Origin of the sequence: Thalassotalea piscium (assembly GCF_030295935.1) — a bacterium.
Taxonomy (GTDB): domain Bacteria; phylum Pseudomonadota; class Gammaproteobacteria; order Enterobacterales; family Alteromonadaceae; genus Thalassotalea_B; species Thalassotalea_B piscium.
The window spans coordinates 1,924,000-1,944,900 of record NZ_AP027362.1 but is presented as its reverse complement, the minus strand read 5'-3'; the positions used below and the strand labels follow the sequence as shown (position 1 = coordinate 1,944,900).

Below are 20,901 nucleotides of genomic sequence, written 5' to 3'. Positions count from 1 at the left end.
GGAAAAACATGGAGCAAGCAGTACAGTTTAATAGGTTATACAAGGATATTTCTGACAGCTTAGAAAGTACCCAAGGAGATCTTTCCTCTCTAACGTTAGATAACCAAGAAGGTAAAGAAAAACTCAGTGGTATTGTTGCTCAACTAGCATCAATCAAAAGCCACTTTGATAGTGAGCTAGGGCTATTGCAAGAAAATGCCGAATGGGAAAACTTTGTTATTGCATTTTTTGGTGAAACTAATGCTGGCAAAAGTACAATTATTGAGTCTCTTCGCATTCTGTTTAATGAAGAATCTCGTCAAAACTTAATCAATTCAAACATTAATGATTTAAATGAAGCAAAGCAAACATTAGAAGAACATGTGGTGGTTGTGAAAAACTATATTGAACAGGTTGCCCTAACACAGACTACACAGTATCAATCTTTGCAAAATGAAGTTATTAAAATAACCGATATCATTCGACTAGAATCTTCTCAAAGAGTTAAGAAAAAAAATATTATCAGCCTTTTTGTGGGAGCTTTATTAGGAACTGGGTTAACTAGTTTGTGTTGGATTATGTTTGGAGGCTAATATGAATTTCGCTACAGATGCTTCAATGGTCACGCCTTCTGATACCTCAAAGATTAGTGATGATGAAAAAAAATTAAATAAAAAAGATTTGGTGAATGAAACCTTTACGAAAATTGATTTGCTTGTTGACTCTTTCAAGGATGTTATTGATTCACATAGCATGATGTTTAGAACAGATGGAACTATCATTGGTACAGGTAAAGCTGACTTTACTCAAGGCAATACAACTTATGTGTTAAGTAATTCAGGTAAAAAATTTCATTTGATTGACGTTCCAGGAATTGAAGGTAACGAATCAAAATATGAAACGATGGTAAAACAAGCTGTAGCCAAGGCCCATTTGGTTTTTTACGTTAACGGAACCAATAAAAAGCCCGAAAAAGTTACAGCAGAAAAGATTAAAAGCTATTTAAATCGTGGAACACAGGTTTGCCCTTTATTGAACGTAAGGGGTAATGCTGACTCTTATGAGTTTGAGGAAGATAGAATATCTCTGAGTAATGAGCATAACAATACAGGTCTATTGCAAACCACCGAGGTGTTAGAGCAATGTATTGGTGAAAAAAGGCTTTTACCAGCTCATTGTGTTCAAGGTTTATTGGCATTTTCTTCATTGGCTAAAACAGAGCAAAATATATCAACAATTCATCCCTCTAGACAAAATGACCTTATAATCCAACAACGAAACTTTCTTAAGCACTTTCATAAACATGAAGCCATGCAAGAATTTAGTGGCATTAAAAATGTTGCTAATGTTTTAGAGAATAAGGCTGCAACTTTTCGTGAAGACATCGTTGAAAGTAATAAAGAGAAAGTAAAAGAATTACTCAACGAAAACTCATCGATATTGAATAGCTTGTTGTCAGATTACTACTCGTTCTCTGAAAAGATCAAACCCGAATTCTCTGCTTGTGAAGCCTCTATCAATGATAAATTTACCTCATTTAAAACAAGTTTATGTAATGGCAGGAAAGTTTTACTTGAGCAGTTTTTTTCTAATCTTGCAAATAAGGCCGATGATATTGTTGAAGATAACTTTGGAGATGAAGACACTATATCTAGACAATTAAAACGAGCAAGCGATGAAGGCCAAAAAAACTTAGAAAATGAGTTCTCCGAGCACTTCAAAAATTGCGTTGATGTTTTGCTAGAGGACTTAAAAACTGCAATGGTCCGTCTTATCGAAGACATTCAAAGAGTTGAATTTCAAACTGATGTAGAAAAAATCAAATCTCTAAATAAAGTAAACTTTCAAACTTCTGAAATAGAAATGGGTTTTGATTTAAAAGACTTCGGTAAGTTTGCTTTTAATATTGCATCTTATGCTTTATCAGGTTTTGCCATTGGTACAGCATTTCCGGGAATTGGAAATATTGTGGGTGCTATTGCTGGAGCAGTTGTTGGGATACTTTCTAGTTTGTTATCAGTTTTCACAAGTAAAGCTAAGAGAATTAGAAAAGCCCAGTCTAAGGTTCAAACTAGAATTGACGATGCTCGCGATCCAGCCCTAAATAAGGTGACTGAGGATCTTGAGCAAGTTGTTAATGATGTCAGTGACAACATAATATCTCCAATTAAAGAACAGGTTGATCTTCTTCAAAAAAGTGTTAATGACCCTATTGAAATTATTAATCAACAAATAAAAATAATGACTAATTTATCAGAAAAAGTGGAAGTGATGCCGTATGGAACAATTCAAGCAATTTAATATAGAAAAACAGGCAGTTATTGAGAAGCTGGGAGAATTAGAAAGTATTTTGAAGGAACTGTCATCTTTAGGGATGGATGTAGATGATGGGTTTGAAAAAATTAAGTCAGCTTTAAATTCAATTAATGATGATGTGCTGAAAATAGCATTATTAGGTGCTTTTTCTGATGGAAAAACCAGTGTGATAGCTTCTTGGCTTGGCCACATTATGGATGATATGAATATAGACATTAACGAGTCTTCAGATCGTATAGCTGTATACAAACCTGAAGGCTTACCGGAAAAATGTGAAATCATTGATACTCCTGGTCTATTTGGTGATAAAGAGAAAGAAGTAAATGGCAACCAAGTTATGTACAGCGATCTTACAAAGCAATATATATCTGAAGCTCACATTGTATTGTATGTGGTTGATGCAACTAATCCCTTAAAAGAAAGCCATAATGGTATAGTTAAATGGGTCTTACGAGACCTAAACAAACTCTCATCCACTATATTTGTGATTAATAAAATGGATGAAGTAACAGATTTAACTGAACAAGTTATGTTTGATCAACAAGCAGAGATAAAGAAAAGTACACTAGGTGAAAAACTTGTTCGAGCTGCAAACTTATCTGTCGATGAATTAAGCAATACACGTATGGTGTGTATGGCCTCGAACCCTGGCGGACGAGGATTAGAGTTTTGGTTCTCAAAACCTGAGCATTATGAAAGTCGCTCAAGAATAAATCACCTTAAATCAATGACAACTGACGTCCTCAGCAGTAATTTACCACAAGCTCTCATTGCTAAGACCGGTATGGATGTCGTGAGTGACCTTATATCAAACAAAGTAAAAGATGCTAGCCAGGAATTAGATACTCTTGATGCATACTTTAAGCAGAACAAACAAGAAACAGAGCGAATAGCACAAGATATTATTAGCGGTAAGAAACAAGTAAAACGCCTATCTAGTGAACTGTATGAAGAGCTCAATGTTATTGAAAACAAACTACTTTCAAAATTACGAGCACTATCATTAGAAGATATCAAGCCGTTTTTAGAGGATGAGATTGGCTATAACGGGGACGATATTGGCTACAAGCTGAACTTGAAAATCAAAACGACAATTGATCGTTATTTTGAACAATCCGCCCAAATCACAAACCAAATTGGTAGTGATATAAGAAGGCATTTAGACACAAGTGAAACCTTTATTAATTCACTATCGAAAAGCTCACTAAATGCAGCAAGCGGCGTAGCAAAAAGTATATCAAAAATTCCCGTAGACTCGATTAAAACAGCTATTTTTACTGCAAGAGATATTTTAGGTAACTTAGGTGTAGTTATTAAATTCAAACCTTGGGAAGCATCTAAACTTGCTGCTAATTTAAGCAAATGGTCAGGTCCTATTGGCGCAGCGATTAGTGTTATTTCAGACCTTATGAGTGCCTATCAAGAGCGAGAGCAAGAGCAGAAACTTCAAGATATTAAAAATGATATTGGAGATATGCTAAAAGGTACATTTAAAGAGCTATATGAGTTAATGAGTGATGACGAAAAAACTTTTGATTTCTTTGCTCCTCAGCTCAAAGAGTTTGAAAAGATACTCGCTGAAATGGAATTAGGCTCTAATGATTTAGAAGAAAATCGAAAGCAATTAGCCATTATTATTACCAAACTTAACACGGTATATTCGAATGTAAACAATAAGGTAGAAGCTGGCTTAGAACCTGAACTTACACTTTAAGAAATGTATTTTATGGCACCCATTCAGTTATTGGGGAAAGGGGGGATATGGATTATTTATTGTTAAAATACAAGCAACGAGAAATTAGAGCGGTCTTTCGGAAAATTTAATTTTCTGTGATTTTATTAATTGTTCACCAAAACCTGAACAATGCAATGACGATCGAGGTAGTCAATTTTATGGATTGCATACAGGCTATCCCTTAAAATTATTAATATACCTAATAAGTGTCAAATGCTACGTAAAATCTTTGAGGAAATATAACCAAAATAAATTTCATGAACGTAGTAGAGCATGAATTAACGCAAAAGAAGATCTAGTTGTTAACGTGCAAACGATAAAATGTTAGTAAGCTAAAACATAAAATAACTTAACTAATTCAATAATATGGATTACCAGTGAAGACGGGATCCGATCCAGTGCTTAATTGGGATTAACCAAAAGATAAGGTAAGTGCTATTTCAATAAATACACCTCACTATGTCCGATACTCTTCAGTATTGGACATAGTATATAGAATCAATTAAACTGCGCTTAATGCCTAAATACTCGCTAAAACTAAAACAATCTGTTTTATATGTGGTGATAATTTTAGGTTTTGCTTCATAAGTACATGCTTTGTGATTATGAGTTGTGTAGTTTTCTATTTATTATGTTTTAAGGTATTTAATTAATGTCGCTTAAAAAGCCAGTTCCTTTGTATCCAACGTACTTTGATCTACGTGATTTCGATCTTGAAGATTATCCTGAACTTGCGAAGATGTTCTCCAACAATGAACCTTGGTGGCTTGAACAGTTTGGTTGGGGAAAGTTATTTCTCGATTATATTGGTCGTAATAAATCTGAACACACTTATGACCGATTTAGGAATGACGTTGAACGTTTTATTTTATGGTCGTTTATTGTTAAACAAAAACCTATTGATCAATTACGTAAATCTGACTTTTTAGAATACGCTGATTTTTGTTGGCAGCCACCAGTTACTTGGATTGGCACATCAAACCAAGAACGTTTTCATATTACTAATGGTTACTCGGCAGCTAATGAGCTTTGGTTTCCCTTTAAAATTCAAGCGCCAAAAAGTTTAAAAGCTAACTATATTATTGATAAGAAAAAATATCGACCATCTCAGCAAACGCTAACATCAATGTTTACCGCTATTATTGCATTTTATAATCATTTAATGGCTGAAGATATTTGTATTGGTAATCCTGCTCAAATTGCTAAAAAAGATTGCCGTCACTTTATTATCGACTCGCAAGTTAAAGAGATTAAACGCTTAACAGCTACTCAATGGCAATATGTACTAGATACGGCTGTTGAAATGGCTGATGAAAATGCTATTTTTGAACGTAATTTGTTTATAATTGCCTGTTTAAAAACGCTTTTTTTAAGGATTTCTGAACTGTCAGAACGTTCTTCTTGGTCGCCATCTATGGGACATTTTTGGCAGGATGACGATCAAAACTGGTGGCTTAAAATATTTGGTAAAAGCCGTAAAATTCGTGATATTACTGTGCCTACTGACTTTTTACCATTTTTAGAACGCTATCGAGCTTCACGCGGATTATTAGGCTTACCATCAAGTAATGAAAACACAGTATTAGTTGAAAAGGTACGTGGCCAAGGTGGCATGACGTCACGGCATTTACGTCGTTTAGTACAACAAGTTTTTGATCAAGCCTATAATAATATGCGAATGAGTGAAGGCCCTGCGAAAGCATTAAAACTTAAAGAGGCTTCAGCTCATTGGCTACGTCACACTGGTGCGAGTATGGAAATAGAGCGTGGCCGCCCTCTTAAAGATATTTCTGAAGATTTAGGGCATGCCAGTATGGCAACTACCGATACGGTTTATGTTCAAAGTGAAAACAAAAAACGTGCTGAAAGTGGTAAAAAGAGAAAGGTTAATTAATAACTTCTCTCTGTAAATCTGGAATTAAAAGCTCAATAACTTAAACCCTGAATAATCTAAGCTACTCATTATTGCTACTTCATTGACGAATTAGGTTATCCTGAATTAAACCTAGCGTTTGAATTGTTTTATTAATGCCTCTTGGCTTGATAGCTTGTTGAGTAGTTCAGAAGTTAATGCGCTTGACTCTTTTCCGCTTTCTTCACAAGTAACAGATATATCATTTATTCGTACTATATTTTGGCTCATTTGTTCTGAAACAACCGATTGTTCTTCAATTGCAGTTGCTATTTGAGCTGTTGCATCAGATATCGAAGAAACTGCTCTATGAATATTATAAAGAGCTTCACCTGCTTCATTTGTTAACGAAACACAGCTAGCTGACAATGTATTGCCCCTATTCATAGCTTCTACAGTATTATCAGAATCTGATTGTAAAAGGGTAAGTAAGTTTCTAATTTCCTCGGTTGATTGCTGTGTTCTCATTGCTAAAGCTCTCACCTCTTCAGCAACGACAGCAAACCCTCTTCCTTGTTCTCCTGCTCTTGCTGCCTCAATGGCTGCATTTAATGCCAGTAAATTTGTTTGATCAGCGATACTGCTTATTTCTGATAAAACAGTATTTATTGTTTTAGTTCCTTGAGAGAGCTTGGTGATCATGGTATCAACTTCAGAAAGTTGTACCGATAACTCATTAATAGCATCAACACAGGTAACAATAGTACTTTGCCCTAACTTGGTTATTTCGTTACTTTGTTCAGCTGCTTCAGCTGTTTCATTAATTGTTTTGGCTAAGTCTAAAATAGTAGCAGACATTTCGTGGATTGCTGTCGCGATCTGTGCTGATTCATTTTTTTGTTCACTTAGTTTATCGGATACTAACTCACTTTGTGCTGCCGTAATTGCTCCGTTGGCTCTAACGTTAATTGATACATCAGATACTCTACCAACAACAGCATTTACCTCAGCTTTTCTCATAGCTAAAGCAAGGTGAACTTTCCCAATCGCATCATTTGTGCCTGAATATAAATAACTCATTAGGGGGTTATCAAACGTATCATCTGCTGCATTTAAAACACTTTTATATTTTCGCCTCCAATTACTAAAAATCAACGAGGTACAAAGAGATATAATAAAGAGTGGACCTGTGACAAGCAGATGGATTGCTGTATATATCATTAATGCTAAACTTACAAACGTAAATAAGATTAATACCAATTGAAACCATAAAGTTTGATCTGATTGAAGTTTTAGTATTGAGGGCGACTTTCCTTTTCTTAATTTAGCATATAGTGTGTTTGCTCGTTGTTTTACATTATCGTCTAGTTTTGTTCGTACAGACTGGTATTCTATGCTTTTACCTGATGAATCTTTGATTGGGGTAACATAAGCATTCACCCAATAATAATCACCATTTTTACATTTGTTTTTTACCGGCCCCATCCATGGCTTACCTTTTTGCAAAAAAGACCACATATCTTTAAATGCAGCTTTAGGCATATCTGGGTGTCTGACAAGGTTATGTGGTTGTTGCTCCAATTCGGCTTGGGTATAACCGGCTATTGAACAGAATTCGGGATTTGCATATTGTATTTTGCTTTCCAAATCTGTAATCGAGAGTAACATATCTGATTCACTTAAAGGCATTTCTTTACTTGAAGTCGAATTCATGTTTTATTCCTAGAAGGTTATATAATCATCCATAGTGCTTTACTGCCTTCCGTGAATTTTTAATATAGCATTACAATTTGTTTACATTTATTGATCTAGAACAATATATTACATACAAATTTTGGCGGTGAATTTAAAAGAAAAGACCATCTAAAAGAGTAAATAAATTAAGTTTAGTTTACTATATCAGGCACCTATAGAACTTAAGCACAATATAGATTTAACATTGAAACAAATAGAATTATAAGCACGGTTTATGTTCAAAGTGAAAACAAAAAACGTGCTGAAAGTGGTAAAAAGAGAAAGGTTAATTAATAACTTCTGTTAATTTATATAAACAGAAGTTATTTGATGATAATAGGCTAAATACTGCGTTAATTTAACGGAGAAGCCGTTGTGTTATTGTTTATTGTTGGCGCCCAGTTAAATATCCAATCGAGTATTGCAACAAGGCCTGCGGCACTTAATGCACCGGTAATTGTTAATACAAGTCGTGTAAATGTTGCGTAGGCTGGATCTTGTGCTGATATCGCTCCTGCTATTAATGCCAGCGCTACTGAGTAGCCGTATTGATAAACCATACTTGGTCTATTGCTATCTAGCATTTTTGTGCCAAGCCATAAACCACCAAGAAATACTAAAGCTAACAATATCGGTAAATGAGGCGATATAGTGAATATCATCAATATAGCTAGTGCCAGGCTAGACCCGTAAAACGTAGCTCTGATCCGTTGATAGGCTTCGAAAAACATTGAGTTACGTGTTGGAAAAACGATCACCATAGTGGCAATAACTGCTAGCATCATGTCTGATGGCTCCATAACGGCATAAAGCCAGAAGCTTAATCCAATTAACACTGTAGCTCTTATCAATGCGCCAACTACAATATTTCCTTGATGTGGTTGGGGTTCATCAACATGTTTTTCTTTGGTTTTAGCCGGGAGTAGGAAGTAGACTAATGGACCAATAATTAATGCCACTAATGATGCTTGTATAAAACCGTCGCGCATTACAAGTAACGTTGTACTTCCGTGCATTCCCATTACAGACATTAATACAGCAGTAACAATAATTAACATACCTGCTTGCGCCCCACTTTTAAGAATTAAATAAAAACCAAAAAAGTAAATAAGCCATACAGACAACACGTAAACAACAGGTAACGGTCTAAGGTAGCCAACAATTTCGCTCATAATCAATACCATTACTATCATGGCAATAGGTCCGGCAACCGCTTTAATTAGGTTAAAAGCTTTACGTTGAGCTGCAATTAACCCTATTGGCAATGCTGCAATAATAGGCGGAAGTGCTGGGTCTAAAAGTACTACAGCGATAAATACAAATATACCTGTTAATGCTAATCGAATGGCATAAAGCGGATCATCTTCTCGTTTAGGTGAAGGTGTTACATACATAGTTTATTACTCAATACAAATAAGATGTCCACGATCGCATTTTTTGTAGCAGTTTAGCGCTCCAGCTGAAAAAGTTATTTGTTCCTTTTGCGTGAACAATTGCGTGTGCTTTTCCTCCAACTTTTACTGTTTTAGGCCAGTTTTCTACACCGTCGATCAACTCTACTTTTACAGGGATCCGCCTTGCTGGTTCAAACCATTTACTTTCAGGTTGGTTAACAACTAGTCCATTCTGTGTTGAGCGGCCTGCACTAATACCCCATGCAATACTCGCTACTTTTGCTTTAAAAATTTTTCCGGGTAAAGCGTCAAAAAGTACATCGACTGGATCATCTTTATTAACGTATCTTAGTTGATTCTCTCTTAAATCGAGTGTGATCCAAGCGGCGGTTGCATCAATAAACGTTACTGCTGGGCTACCGGCTCCAATAAATTGACCTTGAGATAGCCTAACATTGGTTATTACCCCTTTATGTGGCGCTCTTACGGTTGTCGAAGCTAAGTCATATTGTGCTTTTGCAAGACCTGCTGAAGCTGCTGCTATGGCTGGGTTATCTTTACCTATTGGGCCTAGTGAAGCTTGAGCACTTTGTAAGTTTGCTTTTACGGTATTTAACCGTGCTTCTGCATCCGCTATAGATAAACGTGCGTTGTCTGCCTGAACTTGTGAAACTAGCCCCCTACTTTCTAATCTTTCAATTCGTTGTAACTCTGCTCTAGCATTATCTCTAAAAACACGGGCTTGAGTAACAGCTGATTGCGCAGCAACTATAGAAGCACTAGAAGCGTTTATATTTTGCAAAGCAATAGCTAAATTTGCTTCTGCTTGCTTTAGAGCAAGTTCATAAGGGTACGCATCAATTGAAAACAATGCTGTGTCTTTTTCAACTACTGCGTCATCAACAATGTGAACCTTTATTACTTGCCCGGAAACACGAGGAGAAAGCTCAACCACATGTGCTGACACTACACCACGTGATGAACTTGGCGTGTAAGCATCGCTAAATGCATATAAAAATAGAAAAATAACAGCAAGATAACGGTGGCAAAAGCAACATACCTAGATTTTAATAACGACATATAAAAGCTTCTTTTTAAATAGGGTTAAGTTAGATAAAGAGCACTTTTTCTTTAGCTATATCATCTAACGCGCGAGGATTATTTAATTACGTTAACTTTTCAGTTTAGCTTATATTAGCTGATAACATGAAAAGTTAACTCATTTTCTTAATTTGTCGATTTAGCAAGCAAACGAATATCATTGCCCGTTGGAGATTCATGGGCTCTAAGTGAAAATGCTGGCAATATTGCTAATACATGATCAAATAGATCAGATTGAATTTCTTCATATTCATTCCAGTTGGTGGTATTGGTAAATGCATATATTTGAATAGGTAAGCCATCGCTGTTAGGTTCAAGTTGTCGAACAATTAATGTCATTCCTTGATGAATATGAGGATGTTTCTTTAAAAGCGATAATAAATAATGTCTGAATGTACCAACATTAGTCAGTCGTCGACCATTTAGCATATTAGACATATCTGCTTTTTTGGTTGAATTTTCTTTCTCTATTACAGTTAGTTTTTGTGTTAAATAATCAGACAATAAATCTGCCTTTTTTAATTCAGCTATTTGCTCATTACTCAAAAAACCAACCGTATTCATTTCTATATGTATGCTACGTTTTATTCTTCGCCCACCTGATTCAGACATGCCCCGCCAGTTTTTAAAAGAGTCTGATATCAGTGCATAAGTAGGAATTGTGGTTATTGTTTTATCCCAGTTTCTAACTTTTACGGTTGTTAGTGCAATATCAATAACATCACCATCAGCGCCATATCTTGGCATTTCTAGCCAATCACCTACTGCAAGCATGTTGTTTGCTGATAATTGAATACCAGCAACTAGCCCTAAAATGGGGTCTTTAAACACTAGTAACATTACTGCCGATAATGCACCTAAACCACTTAATAAAATAAGTGGCGATTTATCCATTAATAATGAAACAGCTAAAATTGTAGTTAACACGCTCGCAATAAGTTTAATGGTTTGCAACAAGCCTCTTATTGGAAAGTGAGCACGCTTCGCTCTTCTATCAGAAACTGCTTGGAAAATATCCAACAAAGTAAATAGTGACAATAAGGCAAATAGAATTATGCATTGATTAACCACTACTTCTACAAAATGTAGAAAAATGGTGCCTTCAGCAATCCAAAGCTTTGCTTGTATAATAACTATCGCGCCCTGTAGAACATAAGATAAACGCTTAACAAGTTGAAAGGTTAACTCTGTTGCGGTGTTGTTAAGTTTAACGTTTGATTGATCAAGAAAGTTTTCTTTTAAAAACTTATTAGCAACTCGTCTTAAAATAAAATGTAACACAATAGCAAACAGTGCAATCCAGCAAATCACTAGCGTGTCGTACCATAAAAACACATTACCTGGCATATATTGCTCAAACCATGCGAGTAAAAACTCTCTAACTTGTGCTCTTGTTCCTGTCATTACACTATTTACCTTAAATTAAATAAAACGATAATAAAAATATCTTAAATTGATAAGTCTGTTGTGACGTAAGCTGTTTGCTGAGAAATATGAAATATCAACAGACGCTCTTATGAACATATACTCGTATACAACAAGCTCGATTATCTCATATCAAAATTTTTACCTCAAAGGTCATTATGCCCTAACCCATTATAAATTAATGTGTTTATAATTATTCTGCCGTTATTGCATTATTGTGAGTACTTTCTTCCTCACTTTCTTCCTCACTTTCTTCCTCACTTTCTTCCTCACTATGTTGTTGCTCGGCTATTTTTCTTTGATTAATGCGTAGCGCCAAATATAAGTCAGAATGTACATAAATCCCTTCAGTGCCAGACTTTATGTCTGTTATTTCAAACCAAGCTAATAGCTGACGTTTTCTTCCTGCTATTTCTAGCCGTACACCACGCTTTCTAAAAATAGTATTTAAGTCAGACAACATCGCCATAACACTTAAATCTAAATGGGTAAAACAAGGCACGGCATCAATAATTACACATTGAATATCATCTTTTTGCCTAGCATACTGTTCAAGTAATCTACGTTTAAAGTAGCTAGAGTTAAAGTAAGTTAACGGGGAGTTGAATCGATAAATAAAGATAGAATCTACCGACTTAGCTTTATCACTTGAATCTAATGTTCTCACTACACCATTTATGTCTACACCCAGTATGTGGTCTGTAGGCCGCATAACTGTTCTAATAAACTGAAATAACCCAAGCAATACCGCAAGTGTAATACCAGGAATAACACCAATAAATAATACAGCCAGCAAAGTGGTTAAGGTTAAATAAAATGCTTGTCGGTCGCGTAATCTTAATTTCCATACCGCTTTTAAATCTAAAAGATGAATTGATGCGATAATTAATACTACACCTAATGCGGCACTTGGTATAAATTCAAGTGGATCTGTTAAGAAAATAGCAATAACGGCAATAATACTAGCTGCAATTATCGATACTAACTGTGTTTTACCCCCGTTTGAATCATTAACTGCGGTGCGAGAGTCAGCGCCACTAACAGCAAAACCTTGCGATAATGCCGAAGTAATATTAGCAATGCCTAAAGCCATAAATTCTTTATCTGCGTCTATATCATAGCCATTTTTTGATGCAAAACTACGTGCTGTAAGCATCATGCTAACAAAGCTAACAATAGCTAAGTTTAGTGCAGGAATAACTAGTTCACGTATTATACCTACATCAAAACTTGGTGTTTGAAATAAAGGTAACCCGCCATCAACAAGGCCTATAGTTTTAACGTCAAACTGCTCTAAATTAAAAAGCCATACAAAAACTGCCCCTAAAGCAATTGCAAACATTGAAGCTGGCCATGTAGGTTTAATGCGTTTCATGCCAAGGTAAATTGCTACAGTACTTAATGTCATTATTATGGTTGGAATATGGGCTTGCGCTAAATAAGTAGGTATTCCGCCCAAGCGCTCAAGTAGGTATTTTTCGTCGAAAGTAAAACCGAAGACTTTAGAAAATTGACCTACAATAATTGTAATTGCTACGCCGTTTAATAATCCCATTAAAATGGGTTTTGATAAAAAGTCAGCTAATACACCAAGTTTAAATCGGCTCGCAATAATACACCAAAATCCTGTCATCGCTGTCATGGTAATAACTAACTGCCAATGCTTAACGCTATCGCCTGCGGCGAGTGGTGTTACTACTGCGGCAATTACTGCACAAGTAGCAGCATCGGGGCCAACAATTAATTGTTTTGATGTGCCGAACAAGGCATAAACCATCATGGGTAATATGCAAGAATACAAACCAACTGCAGCATTTACACCAGTAAGTTGTGCATATGCAATAGCAACAGGTAATGCAACAGCAGCAACTGATAGAGCGGCTTTAACATCATCTGCAAACCATTTACGCTCATAGTTAAATAAGGTATTTAAGCCCGGCATAAAAGCAAATAAACGTGATAACAAAGACTTTCCTTATAAAGTGTTAATTTCGGATTGAGATTAAGGTCATAATATTAATAAAAATCGTACTTTATCGAGTAAAATTTAATGTATAATCTGCAAAAAGCATTTTAACATTTGCTGATAACTATTTTATATCAGTTTGATTAATTAGGTGATCTACTTTATACGCAGCATAAACAGTCTAATACAAGGCACTTATTTTTATCACTAGTTTCTCAGGACAATTATGCTAAAGCATTGTCTCCATAAGCTACATGCTTTAGTGATAAATAGTAATTAAATAACGCCGTAATCGATTGTTTAGATTCGTTTAAAATTGACTTGCATACCTGTTGCACTTTGTACAGTAAAACTCTACATACCCTAATAAATACGATCTAATATAAACTCTCTGAATCAAGAAGATAAGATTTATTTACATGACTTTAAAACGCTTTACCCTTTCACTGTTTACACCATTAGTTGCTATTTCCGCCCCTGTTCTCGCTGAGCAAGCTGAGGTTAAGCAAAACCCACTGAGATCATGTGTAATGGAAAGGTTTGAAAACGCCAGAGGTGATCTAACATTAAAAGAACTACGGGTTTTGTGTAATAAAGATCTACAGTTTAAAGATGAGTTAACTAAAATTAGCGTCCAGCAAAATAAAGATATTAAGTTAGGTGTTATTTCTCGGCGAATTCTCACAGAGAAAGAAACTGAATTTAATCCTTATGTAATAACACCACATAAAATAAACTATATTTTACCTGCCTACTCTACCAGTGCGATAAATATTAGAGCTTATGACTCAATAGAAAGCTATGAAGATAACTTAAGTGACGTTGAAGCTCATTTTCAGCTGAGTTTTAAAGTGCCACTTAATCATCGCAAGCTATTGATTCCTGGCGATGGCCTTTACCTAGGCTTTACATTAAAAGCATGGTGGCAAATATACTCTCGTAATATTTCAAAGCCCTTTAGAGAAACAAATTATAAGCCCGAGCTTTTTTATTTAGCGCCACTTGATTGGCACCCTTTTGGTGGTAATACAGGCTTTACTGTTGGTATTGAACATGAGTCAAATGGTAAATCAAAAGAATACTCTAGAAGCTGGAATCGCATTTTTGGTAGCTTTCTTTTTGAAAAAGACCAGTTTGCCTTATCTTTTAAACCTTGGATAAGACTGGCAGAAGACAAAAAACGATATCCTCTAGACCCTAGTGGCGATGATAACCCTGACATAGAAGACTATTTAGGAAAGTTTGAACTTGGCATGGTATATAAATGGGACTCTATTGAGTTTAGTGTTTTAGGTCGTCAAAATTTTAAAACAAAATATGGGGCTGCAGAGCTTGGAATAACGTTCCCGCTTTGGGGCAAACTAAGAGGTTATGCTACAGCATTTACCGGTTATGGTGATAGTTTGATTGATTATAACTACCGTCAAACCAGGTTTGGCTTGGGTGTAGCACTAACAAACGTTTTGTAATGTAAACAGGTACTTAACTCGTTTTTAGCTGTAACGCGTTACAGTTTTACGCCGTGTTTCTAGGCATTATTAAAGCATATTAAATATATTTATAGGTAAAGCCTTCAAGCTTCAGCTTAAGCAATAAATGCTTATTATGTAAGTAACAAGCCACACTAAAGATTTACTCTAATCAGTCGTGTTTATCTTAAGTGGTCAATTATTATTGGCCACAAACCACTTCCATTACAGCCTCTTTACCCAAATAAAAACTAAACCATTAAGCGATAGAACTTTCCGTTTTTATTGCTTTGGTCCAATTTGACGTTTTTTGATTTTAAAAAGAGAAAACCTTCAAAACTTACTAAATGGTACATGTATTTCAATTTGTTATAACTTCATTATTAAAGCATTATATAAAAATCATAATAATATCAGCTGTTCATGTGTTTCTATTAAGCCATATTTGATTTAATCAGGCAGTATTGTTTTTAATAACGAGAAAAATAAAATGCGTTTGAATTTAATTATCACTTTAGCGTTCACATTATCAGTGGTTGCTGGCTGCAATAGTATTGAAAAAAAGTCAGGTATAAACTTTTATCCAAACAACCTACATCAAGTAGAACTAAATAGTCGTAGTTATTTCTTTGCTGAGCCTAACAAAGGCTTTAATAAAAATAAATCATATAAACTTCTGCTTGCTTTTCATGGCGCAAAGCAAAATGCAAAACTCATGGCTGCCTTATCCGCCTTTGAATCAGCCTCTAGTAATTATATTGTTGTATACCCGCAGTCTGAGTTAGATGAATGGAATGAAGGCTGCAACTGCAATAAACCCTATAGATTAGGGGTTGATGACCTTGGTTATATTGAAAACTTAGTGGCTGATATAAAGTCTAAGTACAATATTATTGAAGATGAACTGTATGCTGCTGGTTTTTCTCAAGGCGGCTTATTTGTGCAGAATTTGATGTGTAATAGCAAATTAAAATTTACTGCGATAGCTTCAGTAGCATCTTCAATGTCTGAGCCATTATCAAAAAACTGTGCTCCTAAATATAATACAAATTATTTAATGATACATGGCACTGATGACAAAACATTTCCTTACTCAGGCTTAAATAATGTTGGCTTTGGTCTTATACCCAGTCAATCTGCGATTAAATTAATTGCTAAAAACAACCAAATCAATAGCAAAGCTGTTATTAAAGAAAATGAAATTGCTACTAAATATACTTATAAAAATAATAAGCATAATATTCAACTTGTTGCAATTAAAGCTGGTACGCATAGTTGGGAGTTTGAACACTTTAATACCACAAATGAAATTGTAAACTTCTTTGACTCAGTAAGTACCAAAAAGCTTGATAACTTTTCTAGCCTGTATCGTATTGAGCACAATAAAGACGTTCATGTAAGAAGTATGGGCCTTGAACATTCTGGTCCAGCCATTATTTTACTTTCTGGTTTTAATAAAAACTATCATAGTGACAGCGCATGGTTTGCGCTATTACAGCCATTAATTGCTAAATCTAATCGAGTTTACGCAATTGAGCGATTTGGTAACGGCTTTAGCAGCTCCGTTGAACAGCCGTCTTACCGCGCTTTTGCCCAACCGCTTGATAACATAATGCAATTACTTGATGAAAAAGAGTTAATAATCGTTAGTTTTGCTAGTGCTAATATTACAGCGCTTAATTGGCAAAGCTTACCCAATGCTAATATGACTAAGCATCTAAAAGGTATGGTGTGGATTGACCCAGATATACTGTTACCTCATTCAATTAGCCTTTATCAAGATTGGCCTGTGACATGGTATCGACAAACCGGTGAAAAATTACTTTCTCATATTGCCCAATCTGGTTGGACTGCGAGAACGGTTGAAAAAATAACAAATGAGCGCACGACAGTGAGTGCCTTAATACCTGAAAAATATGAAAAGGACATGGATTGGACATACTTTGATTTAATCAGTCAAGGCCGTGTTGATATAAATAAACAACTTACACGAGCAAAAGAAGTTATTAATTATCATGATGACTTAGTTAATATAGACAATACCGTTATATCAACGAACGTCCCTATTACCGTTATAGACTCAGATTTTGAGTCATACGATATTGAAAAGGCAGAACCAGAAAATATCAATTCATTGAAAAAATGGCAACAAGAAGGGACACAGTGGAGTAAGTTGATTAGCCAACAATCTGGAGGGCAATATATTCCATTAATAAGCAGTGATCATATGGTGGTGTTTCAACATCCAGACATAATAATTAAAGCAATAGCTGACATTACAAAAAAATAGTATTTGTGAGCGCTAAGCTGATCATTGCTGAGCAATACTTTGACTATTAGAGCTGACTAGGCTATTCCAGCTTTTAAAAAATTGATCTAATGTGCCATCTTTTTTCAATGATAATATCGCTCCATTAATTTTTGGCATTAAATTTTTAAATTTAGACTTTTTACTTATCATAATATGAATATCATCAGCATAAATATGTAGTTTATGTTGCTCAAATTCATTAAACATTTTATATTTATTAATGAAGGCCTGCATAGTGAAAGGATCTACTAAAACGCCATCTAAGTGCCCTTTCATTAATAAATCTATATTTTGCTCTAAGTCTAAAACCTCTGTGATGTGCGAGCGAAAAGCGGCTTGTTTAATAAGTTTTTCATAGTCTTTACCATAATAATAACCGCCTTCAACACCGATCATAAAATTACTATTACTCAGATCTTTTAAGTGCTTAAGTTTAATTTTACCAGCAAAGCCTTTGCGAACAAATAACTTTACAGTTTCAATGCGATAAGGTTCAGAAAATAAAGCATACTTAGCACGTTCCTCGTTGAAAGACGCACCCATGGCAATGTTCATATCACCTGTTTTGATATAGTTTAAGTGACGCTTCCAAGGGATCTCTGTGTAGTTAACTTTGTAGTTAATTCGCTTAATAATTTCATTGAAAATATCAAGGTCTAAGCCAATTAGCTTTTGCTGTGCATCTCGGTATTGATAGGGATACCATAGCTCCCAACCAACCGACAATGTTTTATCATCGACTGTATTGGCCACTATAGGTTGAGATGAAAGCACTAATAAAAAAACAATTAACAACTTTTTCAAAAAACATTCCTTATTCTTTAATATGGGTTATATTGATTACTTTATTGGTAAGGTAGCTAGCACTAGCTGAGGATCTAAGCGTACATTGAACCAATTAACCCGCCAATCAAGATGAGGCCCAGTGACTCGACCACTAGCGCCAACTTCTGCAATAACGTCGTTTTTTTGCACAACATCCCCTACTTTTACATAAGAATCGCTTAAATGCAAAAACGTTGAGTTAATCCCATGCCCATGGTCAATAATTAATGTGCCACCAGAATAGAACATATCAGGTACCCACAACACAACTGTGCCACTCGCAGGGGCTTTAACCGGTGCTCCAATATTTCCGCGGTAATCAAGTCCAAAATGCGTACTTTTTAACACGCCATTAAATAAACGTTGGCTTCCAAAAACTCCTGTAATTTTACTGTTTCTTGGGGCGCTAAAGCCTTCTGCGAAATGGGTAAAATCACTATCGTTAGCTCTGGCCTGTACCGTTAGTTTTCTGTCAAGTGCCGAGCGTTCAACATCTGCAGGGGCTGGATTCATAATTTTTTTAGCAATACCTTTGATATTGCTTTGTTTATATTGTCTGGCTTTAGGCGTAAATGTTTTTTGCTCATTATTTCCTGTTTCATCGGTAACGGTTAAGGTATATGTTGTTGTATCGTTCCAACTGAAACCAAAGACAAAATCACCGTTTCTAGATACTTTTAATATGCGCTCATTAAGTTGTACTGAATTGCCAGGCTCTGTTTTACCAATAATCAGCCCGCCTTGGGTAAAATTTCCTGACAACTTTATTTCAGCATGGCTTGCAGAACTAACTAACGTTAATAAGGCTAATACACAGCAACAATAAGGTGTTATGCGCCTAAACATTCGCTATAGCCCCTTTGGCAACACCTTCATACGCTACTACTTGATAACTATTTTCTGGCTTTGCTTTTTTTAATTGTCGGGCAATATAGTCAGCTAACAACTCAACAGTAGAGTCGCAATCAACCACTTCTAATTTATTAGAGGGCACAGCTATATCAAATCTGCCTTGGGGAGCATGGTAAGCAAAATACTGATGATTATCAGTAAGGCTTTGCATTGCATTTGGTGAAAGCTCAATGCTTTCTTTCGCCACTCTATCTGACTCGCTAGCAATATAAATATCTTCCCAACGTTGGCACCAAAAATGCTCTAATGTTTCTGAGCGCTTGTCGTTTTCGTAAAGCTTAATTTTGGATCGATGACCATGCGCAATACGCTGGCAATTACCGTCATGAAGCTTTAAACCATGAGTATAGTGATAAAAATCACTAGGAATAACTTCAGCCCTTAACTTCAATACCAAACCTTGAACATTCTTAGGTAGCTCAGCAAATATAATATTAGTTAAATGTTCAGTAACACTTTTTATGGTAATTTTTTTATCATTGATATGTGCAAAAGCACAAGATGGTGAATGTAAAAAGTAGTTGCCTACCTTTGATGTGATATCAATATATTCATGACCATCCCTATGTTTAGAAGTAGTCGCAGTAACACTTTCACACAATATAGGTAATAACAGTTTATGATCAACTGCTGCATCTATAATCGCTTTAATTTGTTTTTTTACCACGCCAAAATCAAGCACCATGCTTTGTTCGTTTAAGTCACCTTTTAATAATACATCTACAATCCAACTTTCGCCTACTATGCCTCGGTTGGGGCATGCGTACGAAAAGTCTATTACGGTTAAATCATCTACAAAAAGTTGCATTGCTTTTCCTTAAATTACTTGCCAGGCAATAGTTTCACTTGCTCTAACAGGTACAACATTATTATGACCGAAGGCCATAGTTGCCGGTACCGACCACGACTTTTTACTTAGGGTGATTTTATCAGTATTTACAGGTAGGTTATAAAATGTTGGTCCATTAATACTTGCGAAAGCTTCAAGTTGGTCTAGTGCATTTTCTTGGTCAAATACTTCAGCATATAACTCGATAGCTGCAAAAGCAGTATAAGCCCCGGCACAACCACAAGCTGATTCTTTCGCGTGTTGAGGATGCGGTGCTGAGTCAGTACCTAAAAAGAATTTACTATTACCACTGGTAGCGGCTTCTATTAATGCTTGTTGATGAATATTTCGTTTTAAAATAGGTAAACAAAAATAATGTGGTCGTATGCCCCCTACTAACATGTCATTACGGTTATATAATAAATGATGTACCGTAATTGTAGCGGCAACATTTCTGCCTGCACTTTTAACAAAGTCAACTGCTTGCTTGGTCGTTATATGCTCTAACACAATTTTAAGATCAGGGAATTTGGCCACTAACGGCGCTAAAATTGTTTCAATAAAAATATGCTCGCGATCAAAGATATCAATATCGTGCGTTGTCACCTCACCATGAATTAACAACGGCATACCAATATTTTGCATCGCTTCAAGTACTGGATAAATATTATCTATTTTAGTTACGCCAGATGATGAATTAGTAGTGGCACCTGCAGGGTAAAGTTTTGCCGCATATACAATGCCTGACGCTTTGGCTGCCTTAATATCTTCTACAGTAGTGCTATCAGTTAAATAGATTACCATTAATGGAGTAAAATGAGCTTGAGGCGACTGTGCCATTATCCGTTGGTGATATTCTTTTGCTAGCGATGCGTTAGTTACTGGAGGCACTAAATTTGGCATAACAATCGCTCTACCAAAATAGCGGCTAATATCTTTAACTGTAGTGGTGAGTGCATCACCATCTCTTAAGTGAACATGCCAGTCATCTGGACGAGTAATGGAAATTGTAGTCATTTGAAAACCTTACTTTTCTACATAAAAAATTTTATG

15 protein-coding genes are annotated in these 20,901 nt (G+C 35.6%); 6 read left to right on the top strand and 9 right to left on the bottom strand.

Annotated features, from left to right (window positions below; translation table 11 throughout):
• Positions 1-8: 8 nt before the first annotated feature.
• The 4 genes from QUD79_RS08395 to QUD79_RS08380 all read left to right on the top strand — a co-directional run bounded on the left by QUD79_RS08395 (position 9) and on the right by QUD79_RS08380 (position 5,924).
• Positions 9-572 (top strand): P-loop NTPase family protein, encoded by a 564-nt coding sequence (locus QUD79_RS08395; protein ID WP_184422988.1) that lies wholly within the window; start codon positions 9-11, stop codon positions 570-572.
• Between the two features lies 1 nt (position 573).
• Positions 574-2,280, top strand: a complete 1,707-nt coding sequence (locus QUD79_RS08390; protein WP_184422986.1) for a YtxH domain-containing protein — start codon at positions 574-576, stop codon at positions 2,278-2,280.
• The gene (locus QUD79_RS08385; RefSeq protein WP_184422984.1) at positions 2,258-4,009 is read left to right on the top strand and encodes a LeoA/HP0731 family dynamin-like GTPase; all 1,752 of its coding nucleotides are present in this window, start codon (positions 2,258-2,260) and stop codon (positions 4,007-4,009) included. The genes QUD79_RS08390 and QUD79_RS08385 overlap by 23 nt, the downstream gene beginning before the upstream one ends.
• Before the next feature lie 673 nt (positions 4,010-4,682).
• Complete coding sequence (locus tag QUD79_RS08380; RefSeq protein WP_184422982.1) at positions 4,683-5,924, top strand: tyrosine-type recombinase/integrase; 1,242 nt, start codon at positions 4,683-4,685, stop codon at positions 5,922-5,924.
• A 111-nt stretch (positions 5,925-6,035) separates the two neighbouring features.
• Here QUD79_RS08380 and QUD79_RS08375 read toward each other — a convergent pair whose 3' ends face one another.
• From QUD79_RS08375 to QUD79_RS08355, 5 genes are all read right to left on the bottom strand, one after another.
• Positions 6,036-7,595, bottom strand: coding sequence for a methyl-accepting chemotaxis protein (locus QUD79_RS08375; RefSeq protein ID WP_184422980.1), 1,560 nt, complete (start codon positions 7,593-7,595; stop codon positions 6,036-6,038).
• Between the two features lie 374 nt (positions 7,596-7,969).
• Complete coding sequence (locus QUD79_RS08370) at positions 7,970-9,010, bottom strand: FUSC family protein (protein WP_184422978.1); 1,041 nt, start codon at positions 9,008-9,010, stop codon at positions 7,970-7,972.
• A 10-nt stretch (positions 9,011-9,020) separates the two neighbouring features.
• The gene (locus tag QUD79_RS08365; protein ID WP_221435135.1) at positions 9,021-9,977 is read right to left on the bottom strand and encodes an HlyD family secretion protein; all 957 of its coding nucleotides are present in this window, start codon (positions 9,975-9,977) and stop codon (positions 9,021-9,023) included.
• Positions 9,978-10,237: 260 nt separating this feature from the next.
• On the bottom strand, positions 10,238-11,515 hold the full coding sequence (locus tag QUD79_RS08360; RefSeq protein WP_184422976.1) for a mechanosensitive ion channel family protein: 1,278 nt from the start codon (positions 11,513-11,515) through the stop codon (positions 10,238-10,240).
• Between the two features lie 214 nt (positions 11,516-11,729).
• Complete coding sequence (locus tag QUD79_RS08355; protein WP_184422974.1) at positions 11,730-13,502, bottom strand: SulP family inorganic anion transporter; 1,773 nt, start codon at positions 13,500-13,502, stop codon at positions 11,730-11,732.
• A 419-nt stretch (positions 13,503-13,921) separates the two neighbouring features.
• Here QUD79_RS08355 and QUD79_RS08350 point away from each other — a divergent pair, with 419 nt between their 5' ends.
• Together QUD79_RS08350 and QUD79_RS08345 are read left to right on the top strand one after the other, a co-directional pair.
• Positions 13,922-14,971, top strand: a complete 1,050-nt coding sequence (locus tag QUD79_RS08350; RefSeq protein WP_184422972.1) for a phospholipase A — start codon at positions 13,922-13,924, stop codon at positions 14,969-14,971.
• 490 nt (positions 14,972-15,461) lie between these two features.
• Complete coding sequence (locus QUD79_RS08345) at positions 15,462-17,261, top strand: alpha/beta hydrolase (RefSeq protein WP_184422970.1); 1,800 nt, start codon at positions 15,462-15,464, stop codon at positions 17,259-17,261.
• Positions 17,262-17,282: 21 nt separating this feature from the next.
• Here QUD79_RS08345 and QUD79_RS08340 read toward each other — a convergent pair whose 3' ends face one another.
• Genes QUD79_RS08340 through pyrC form a run of 4 tightly spaced genes read right to left on the bottom strand, consistent with a single transcriptional unit; the run spans position 17,283 to position 20,865 of the window.
• Complete coding sequence (locus QUD79_RS08340) at positions 17,283-18,086, bottom strand: substrate-binding periplasmic protein (RefSeq protein WP_184422968.1); 804 nt, start codon at positions 18,084-18,086, stop codon at positions 17,283-17,285.
• Between the two features lie 36 nt (positions 18,087-18,122).
• Positions 18,123-18,953, bottom strand: a complete 831-nt coding sequence (locus tag QUD79_RS08335) for a M23 family metallopeptidase (protein ID WP_184422966.1) — start codon at positions 18,951-18,953, stop codon at positions 18,123-18,125.
• Positions 18,946-19,827 (bottom strand): 6-carboxytetrahydropterin synthase, encoded by an 882-nt coding sequence (locus QUD79_RS08330; protein ID WP_184422964.1) that lies wholly within the window; start codon positions 19,825-19,827, stop codon positions 18,946-18,948. Before QUD79_RS08330 ends, QUD79_RS08335 begins: the two co-directional genes overlap by 8 nt.
• 9 nt (positions 19,828-19,836) lie before the next feature.
• Positions 19,837-20,865: a dihydroorotase gene (gene pyrC, locus QUD79_RS08325; RefSeq protein WP_184422962.1), complete on the bottom strand. Its 1,029-nt coding sequence runs from the start codon at positions 20,863-20,865 to the stop codon at positions 19,837-19,839.
• Between the last annotated feature and the right edge of the window lie 36 nt (positions 20,866-20,901).

What these genes read in the sequence shown, in the direction of transcription:
- QUD79_RS08395 (WP_184422988.1), top strand. Translation starts at nt 9, where the DNA reads ATGGAGCAAGCAGTACAGTTTAATAGGTTATACAAGGATATTTCTGAC.
- QUD79_RS08390 (WP_184422986.1), top strand. Translation starts at nt 574, where the DNA reads ATGAATTTCGCTACAGATGCTTCAATGGTCACGCCTTCTGATACCTCA.
- QUD79_RS08385 (WP_184422984.1), top strand. Translation starts at nt 2,258, where the DNA reads ATGGAACAATTCAAGCAATTTAATATAGAAAAACAGGCAGTTATTGAG.
- QUD79_RS08380 (WP_184422982.1), top strand. Translation starts at nt 4,683, where the DNA reads ATGTCGCTTAAAAAGCCAGTTCCTTTGTATCCAACGTACTTTGATCTA.
- QUD79_RS08375 (WP_184422980.1), bottom strand. Translation starts at nt 7,595, where the DNA reads ATGAATTCGACTTCAAGTAAAGAAATGCCTTTAAGTGAATCAGATATG.
- QUD79_RS08370 (WP_184422978.1), bottom strand. Translation starts at nt 9,010, where the DNA reads ATGTATGTAACACCTTCACCTAAACGAGAAGATGATCCGCTTTATGCC.
- QUD79_RS08360 (WP_184422976.1), bottom strand. Translation starts at nt 11,515, where the DNA reads ATGACAGGAACAAGAGCACAAGTTAGAGAGTTTTTACTCGCATGGTTT.
- QUD79_RS08350 (WP_184422972.1), top strand. Translation starts at nt 13,922, where the DNA reads ATGACTTTAAAACGCTTTACCCTTTCACTGTTTACACCATTAGTTGCT.
- QUD79_RS08345 (WP_184422970.1), top strand. Translation starts at nt 15,462, where the DNA reads ATGCGTTTGAATTTAATTATCACTTTAGCGTTCACATTATCAGTGGTT.
- QUD79_RS08335 (WP_184422966.1), bottom strand. Translation starts at nt 18,953, where the DNA reads ATGTTTAGGCGCATAACACCTTATTGTTGCTGTGTATTAGCCTTATTA.
- QUD79_RS08330 (WP_184422964.1), bottom strand. Translation starts at nt 19,827, where the DNA reads ATGCAACTTTTTGTAGATGATTTAACCGTAATAGACTTTTCGTACGCA.
- pyrC (WP_184422962.1), bottom strand. Translation starts at nt 20,865, where the DNA reads ATGACTACAATTTCCATTACTCGTCCAGATGACTGGCATGTTCACTTA.